The following is a 5,566-nucleotide window of genomic DNA, read 5'->3' as shown; positions in this document are numbered from 1 at the left end:
GACCGCCGACTAAGCTGCCGGTAAAACCCTCGCAGGCGGCTCGAAAAGGCTCCGATGCGAGGCGAGCGCTGCGGCCCCCGAGGCGTACTTCTCATTCTCACTCAGCTCTCGCCTCGTGGCTGCGCCTCTCAGCTCGAACTGCCACGTACGTTGAGGGGCGCCGCGGCGCTCGCCGCACTCCCGCAGATGGGCCTTTTTCAGCCGCCTGCGCCGCGGCCGCTGGAAAGCTGGATATTGATCGCCTGGTCGAGGTAGTCGAGGTCGAAGGGCTTGGGCACATAGTCGGCCGCGCCGAGCTGGAGCACCTTCGAGGTGATCTCGATGTCGGCATTGGCCGTGACCATGATCACGGGCAGGTTCGGGTGGCCGGCCACGATCCGCCGCAGGACCTCCATGCCGTCCATCTCCGGCATGGCGACGTCGAGCAGCACCACGTCGGGCTTGACGGTGGCGAGAAGCTTGAGAGCCTGGACTCCGTCTTCGGCGAGCGTGACGTCATGGCCCTTGCTGGTGAGGAAGTCGCCCGTGGCCATGCGCACCTCCGGGTCATCGTCGACGACGAGGATCTTCCCCGCGCCCATGTCCCTCCTCCCTCGCGGCCCTGCCGCCGCGAACACCCATCCAAGCGTGCGAAAAGGATACTATCCCCGCCTTCCGGGATCGTCAACAAAAGCGCGCAGGCGCGGCGGCGGCGTAGGGCAGAATGAAATCCAGCGTGCTCGACGCCGATACCACGGGGACCTGCTCTCACACCTCGGCACCGCCGCATTCGTGGCACGCCGAGCGTCACATCGACAGCCGCGCGGCCCACGGCCACCCGGGGCGCGAGTGGGCGCTGGCCTTGATCCCGGCCGCGCTGACGCTCTGCGTGTTCCTGCCTCTCCTCGGCAACGGCTTCGTGAACTGGGACGATCAGGCCAATTTCCTCGACAACCCCCACTATCGCGGCTTCGGATGGGGCAACCTCCGATGGATGTTCACCACCGCGCACCTCGGTCACTACATTCCCGTTACCTGGCTCACCCTCGCCCTCGACTACACGGTGTGGGGGTTGAATCCGGCCGGCTATCATCTGACCTCGGCCTTGCTGCACGCGGTGAACGCGCTGCTCGTCTACCGTCTCGCCTCGGCCCTGCTGACGGCGGCGGGGCCCGGCACGAGCACGGCGTGGGACATCCGGCTGGGCGCCATGGCCGCCGCCCTCGTCTTCGCGCTCCATCCGCAGCGAGTGGAGTCCGTGGCCTGGGCGACGGAGCGGCGCGACGTGACCATGGGCTTCTTCGCGCTCTTGACAGTGCTCGCCTATCTGCGCGCGGTCCGGGAGAGCGCGGAGGGCAGGCTCAATCGACGCTGGTACTGGGCGTCGGTGGGGCTCTTCGCCATGGCCCTGCTCTCGAAATCGCTCGTGATCGGCCTGCCCCTCGTCCTCTTCGTCTTCGATCTCTATCCCCTGCGGCGTCGGCCGGCCGGGCATCCGCGCGGGCTGGGCCGAGTCGTGTGGCTGGGACTGATCGAGAAATGGCCGTTCCTCGCGCTGAGCGGGGCCGTCGGCGTCCTCATGCTCGCGCTGGGGGCGCAGCGCGGAAACATGACGGCGCTCGATGCCCTGAGCCTGGGTCAGCGGCTGGCCATCACGGCGTACGGGCTCGTCTTCTACCTCTGGAAAGCCCTGATCCCCTGGCCCCTCTCTCCGCTCTACACGCTCTTCCATCCGGTGATCCCGTGGGATCCCGCATACCTCGTGCCCATGGCGGTGGTGACGATCGTCACGGGAATCCTGATCGCCGTGCGTCGCCGCTGGCCCGCGGGACTTGCCGCCTGGATCACCTATGTCGTGCTCGTGCTGCCCATCTCCGGGCTCTTTCACAATGGCCCGCAGATCACCGCCGACCGTTACACGTACGCGGCATCGATGAGCTGGGCTCTTCTCGTCGGGGCAGGCGTCGTGTGGTGTGGTGGGGCGGCGAGGAATCACCGGCTCTCCCGCCCGCTCTCCTACGGCCTGCTCGCCGCGCTCCTGCTCGTCCTCCTCGGCTGGTCCGCGCTCAGCATCCGCCAGGAGGGTGTGTGGCACGACTCGGTGGCGCTGTGGTCCCGGGCGGCCCTGGTCGAGCCTCAGAGCGACATCCCCATCTTCTATCTCGGCTGGTCCCTGGCGGAGGCGGGCCGATTCGACGAAGCGCGCGACCATTTCGCCCGCGCGCTCGCCCGGGCTCCTGATAGCCTGCCCGCGCTCAAGGCTCAGCTCCTGCTCCACATGGGCGTGATCGAGCAGCGCGCCGGACGTCAGGCGGCCGCCCAGGCGAGCTTCCGTCAAGCGCTCGCCGTGGAACCCGACCATCCGGTCGCGCTGATTCGCCTGGGCACGGCGCTTCTGCACGGGCAGGACCGCGCGGAGGCGCAGCGCCTGCTCGAGCGCGCCGCGGAAGTTGGCGCGCGCTGGGGCACGTATGACGCGGGGGAGCTGCGGGTGGCTGTGGCGCTGGTGCCGCCGGACGCGGGAGCGGTCAGAGGGCGGCTCGCCCATGCCATGGCCGGGCTGCTGCGACGACATGGTCATCTCCGCGAGGCGCTCGAGCACTATCGGCTCGCCGCCGAGCTGCTCCCCGCCAATGCCGCGGCCTGGAATGATCTCGGCGTCGCCTATGCGCTGCTCGGACGCAACGGCGAGGCCCTGGAGGCCTTCGTGTTCGCGCTCCGCGTTTCTCCGGGCTCGCGGGACGCCTGCGACAACCTCCGCCGGGTGGCGTCGACGCTCGCCACGGCGCCGCCGGAGCTCGGGGCCTGCTCGAACCGGGCGCCATGACCGATCACTCGGGATCCTTCGACCCTGTGCGGGAGAGGTGGGTCCGGTGGGCGCCGCCGGCCCTTCTCGTCACTCTGACCCTGGCCGCGTTCATGCCCACCCTCCAGAACGGCTTCGTGGCCTGGGACGATCTCGACAACTTCACCCTCAACCAGAACTACCGTGGCCTGGGCTGGCCGCAAATCAAGTGGATGTTCACCACGGCCAAGCTCGGCCACTACATCCCCGTGACGTGGATCACCCTGGGGCTCGACTATGTCCTCTGGGGTATGCGCGCGGCGGGCTACCACCTGACCAGCCTGCTCATCCATGCCGGGGTCGCGCTCGCCCTGTACTTCCTCGCCCTCCGCCTCTTCGCGCTGGCCCGGCCGGCCGCCCGGCCGCTCGACCTGCGCGTGGGGGCCCTTCTCGCCGCGCTCGTGTTCGCCGTGCATCCGTTCCGCGTCGAATCCGTCGCGTGGATCACGGAAAGGCGTGACGTCCTCTCCGGGCTCTTCTACATCCTGACCGTGGTCGCCTATCTCAAGGCCGTGGCCGGCCAGGAACGGCTACGGCCGGGCTGGTACGCCGCCTCGCTCGGGCTCTTTGCCGCCGCGCTGCTCTCCAAGTCCATCGTGGTCACTCTCCCGGCGGCCCTCGTCATCCTCGACATCTATCCGCTGCGTCGCCTGGGCGGCGAGCGCGGCTGGTTCCGGTGGAAGGTGTGGCTCGAGAAGCTTCCCTATCTCACCTTGAGCGCGATCACGACCATGGTGGCTTTCATGGCCCTCTTCACGCTGCAGAACACGCGCTCGCTCGAGCACATGAGCGTCCTGCATCGGATCGTGCTGGCCGTCTACGGCCTGACCTTCTACCTCGTGAAAACGGCGGTGCCGCTCGAGTTGGTACCCCTCTACGAGCTGGCCGTGGTGTTCGTGCCGTGGTGGTACTTCGCCTTCGTGCTGGCCGCCCTCGTGGTCTGTGTCCTCTTTCGCCGGCGCTGGCCGGCCCTGGCCGCCGCGGGCGCCATGTACATCGTGACCCTCTCGCCCGTGCTCGGAACCTTTCAGAACGGGCCCCAGGCCGTGGCGGATCGCTACACATACCTCGCGTGTCTCGGCTGGGCCCTGCTCCTGGGCGCGGCGGCGGCGGGAGGCTGGGCCGGATCCAACGTGGCGCGAGGAGTGCTCGCGGTCTGGATCCTCGCGCTTCTGCCCCTGACCTGGCAGCAGGTCCACATATGGCACGATCCCGTCACCATGTGGCAGTACGACGTCACCGTGTACCCGAACGCCCGGGCGGGAAATTACAATCTGGCCGCGGCCTACGAGAACGCCGGCCGCTACCCAGAGGCCATCGTGCACTATCAGGAGATCCAGCGGCTGTCGGTGCGGAAGGCGCAGTGGTACGTGCCCATGGGCGAGGTCTACGAGAAGGCGAAGGTCTATCGCCTGGCCATCGACTCCTTCAGAGAAGCCCTGCGGCTCGATCCAGACCTGGGCACGCCGGCCTGCGCCGGACTGATGCGGATCCGCGAGCGAAATTCGCTGAAGTTCACGCTGCCGCCCGCCTGCCAGGGAGCGCGCTTCTAGGCGCGTTCCACACGCGGCCGGGCAGACTCCTGCCCGGCCACCGCGAAAGAAGCGACTAGCAGGCGATGCCTGAGGTGACGGTGGTTGGCGGCGTCGCGCTGGTCGTGTCGCAGCGCAGGGTCACGCCGCTCGTCTCCGCGAACATGGCCAGCGACATCCCCGTGGCATTACCACCGACGCCCGCCACCGTGATCGTCCCCAACAGCGCTGGCGGCGTGCCCGACACCGACAGACTGGCCGTCGTGATCGACCACCGTTTGTCATACGTCAAGCCAGTCGAGTCCAAGCCGATCCGCTGCTGCACCTCGCTGACCACGCAGTTGCCCCCCGAGCCTTTGACCTGCACGCAGCCTGACAGCGAGGTCATGGCCGAGCCGGCCAGCGCCTTGGCTTCCGCCAGCCGGGCATCGCTCGTGTACCCGAGGTAAAGGGGCAGCGCCACCGCCGAGAGAATGCCCACGATCAGAATCACGATGAGCAGCTCGACCAGCGTGAAGCCGGCCTGCTGACTCGCACCGAAGACCTTGCTCCTGATGCCGATGCCCATTGCGGCCCTCCCGCCTTCGATCTACTCATGCACTGCATCACCGGACCCGCCGGGAGCCATCACGCGCCTCGGAGCGCGGCTACTGCCACCTGGGTGTTCCGGGGTTGCACAGCCTATCCCGTTCCGAGCGAAAGCGCCAACGTTTTTCGCGGGCGACTCTCCATTCCTGAAGGGTCTCGCGAGGAGCGAAGGAGTCTGAGAGGCCCATTTCCTAGTAGGTCGAGGAGCTCGACCGACGAGCCCTTGTGGAAGGGAGTCAAGTCTAGGGGGGCGAGGCACGACAAAGGCCCTACAAGAGTCGACCTGACCACCTGCTGGATCCGGGCGAGGAAGGAGCGGAGTGGCCCCTTCCTCGCTCGGCTCAGATCAGCAGGAGATCCCGGAGCTGGTGCTGGCCGGCGGCGTCGCGCTCGTGGTGTCGCAGCGCAGTGACACCCCGGTAGTTTCCGCGAACATGGCCAGCGAGATACCCGTGGCGTTGCCGCCGATGCCCGCCACCGTGATCGTTCCCGTCAAGCCCGGCGGCGTGCCCGACACCGTCAGCTGCGCCGTCGACATCTGCCACCGCCCGTCATACGTGGTGTTGGCCGTGTCCAGCCCGATCCGCTGCTGCACCTCGCTCACCACGCAGTTCCCACCCGT

General features: G+C 68.0%; 5 protein-coding genes. 2 read left to right on the top strand and 3 right to left on the bottom strand.

Translation table 11 applies throughout. The annotated features are described in order from the left end of the window. Nucleotides 1-197 precede the first annotated feature (197 nt). Nucleotides 198-581 carry a response regulator gene (locus VGT00_21405; protein HEV8533988.1) on the bottom strand — a complete coding sequence of 128 codons (384 nt, stop codon included), beginning with the start codon at nt 579-581 and terminating at the stop codon, nt 198-200. 122 nt (nt 582-703) lie between these two features. Here VGT00_21405 and VGT00_21400 point away from each other — a divergent pair, with 122 nt between their 5' ends. Next, nucleotides 704-2,806, top strand: a complete 2,103-nt coding sequence (locus VGT00_21400) for a tetratricopeptide repeat protein (protein ID HEV8533987.1) — start codon at nt 704-706, stop codon at nt 2,804-2,806. Next, a complete protein-coding gene (locus tag VGT00_21395; GenBank protein ID HEV8533986.1) occupies nt 2,803-4,377 on the top strand; it encodes a hypothetical protein in 1,575 nt (524 codons plus the stop codon). The genes VGT00_21400 and VGT00_21395 overlap by 4 nt, the downstream gene beginning before the upstream one ends. Before the next feature lie 55 nt (nt 4,378-4,432). On the opposite strand, the gene VGT00_21390 is transcribed toward VGT00_21395, so the two are convergent. Both VGT00_21390 and VGT00_21385 read right to left on the bottom strand, forming a co-directional pair. After that, the gene (locus VGT00_21390) at nt 4,433-4,924 is read right to left on the bottom strand and encodes a prepilin-type N-terminal cleavage/methylation domain-containing protein (GenBank protein ID HEV8533985.1); all 492 of its coding nucleotides are present in this window, start codon (nt 4,922-4,924) and stop codon (nt 4,433-4,435) included. Between the two features lie 366 nt (nt 4,925-5,290). Then, nucleotides 5,291-5,566, bottom strand: a 276-nt coding sequence (locus VGT00_21385) for a hypothetical protein (GenBank protein HEV8533984.1), incomplete at its 5' end; no start/stop codon positions are given.

Source organism: Candidatus Methylomirabilota bacterium (assembly GCA_036002485.1).
In the GTDB taxonomy this organism is placed as follows: Bacteria; Methylomirabilota; Methylomirabilia; order Rokubacteriales; family CSP1-6; genus AR37.
The sequence above is the reverse complement of the archived record's forward strand: the minus strand, read 5'-3'. Positions and strand labels throughout refer to the sequence as shown.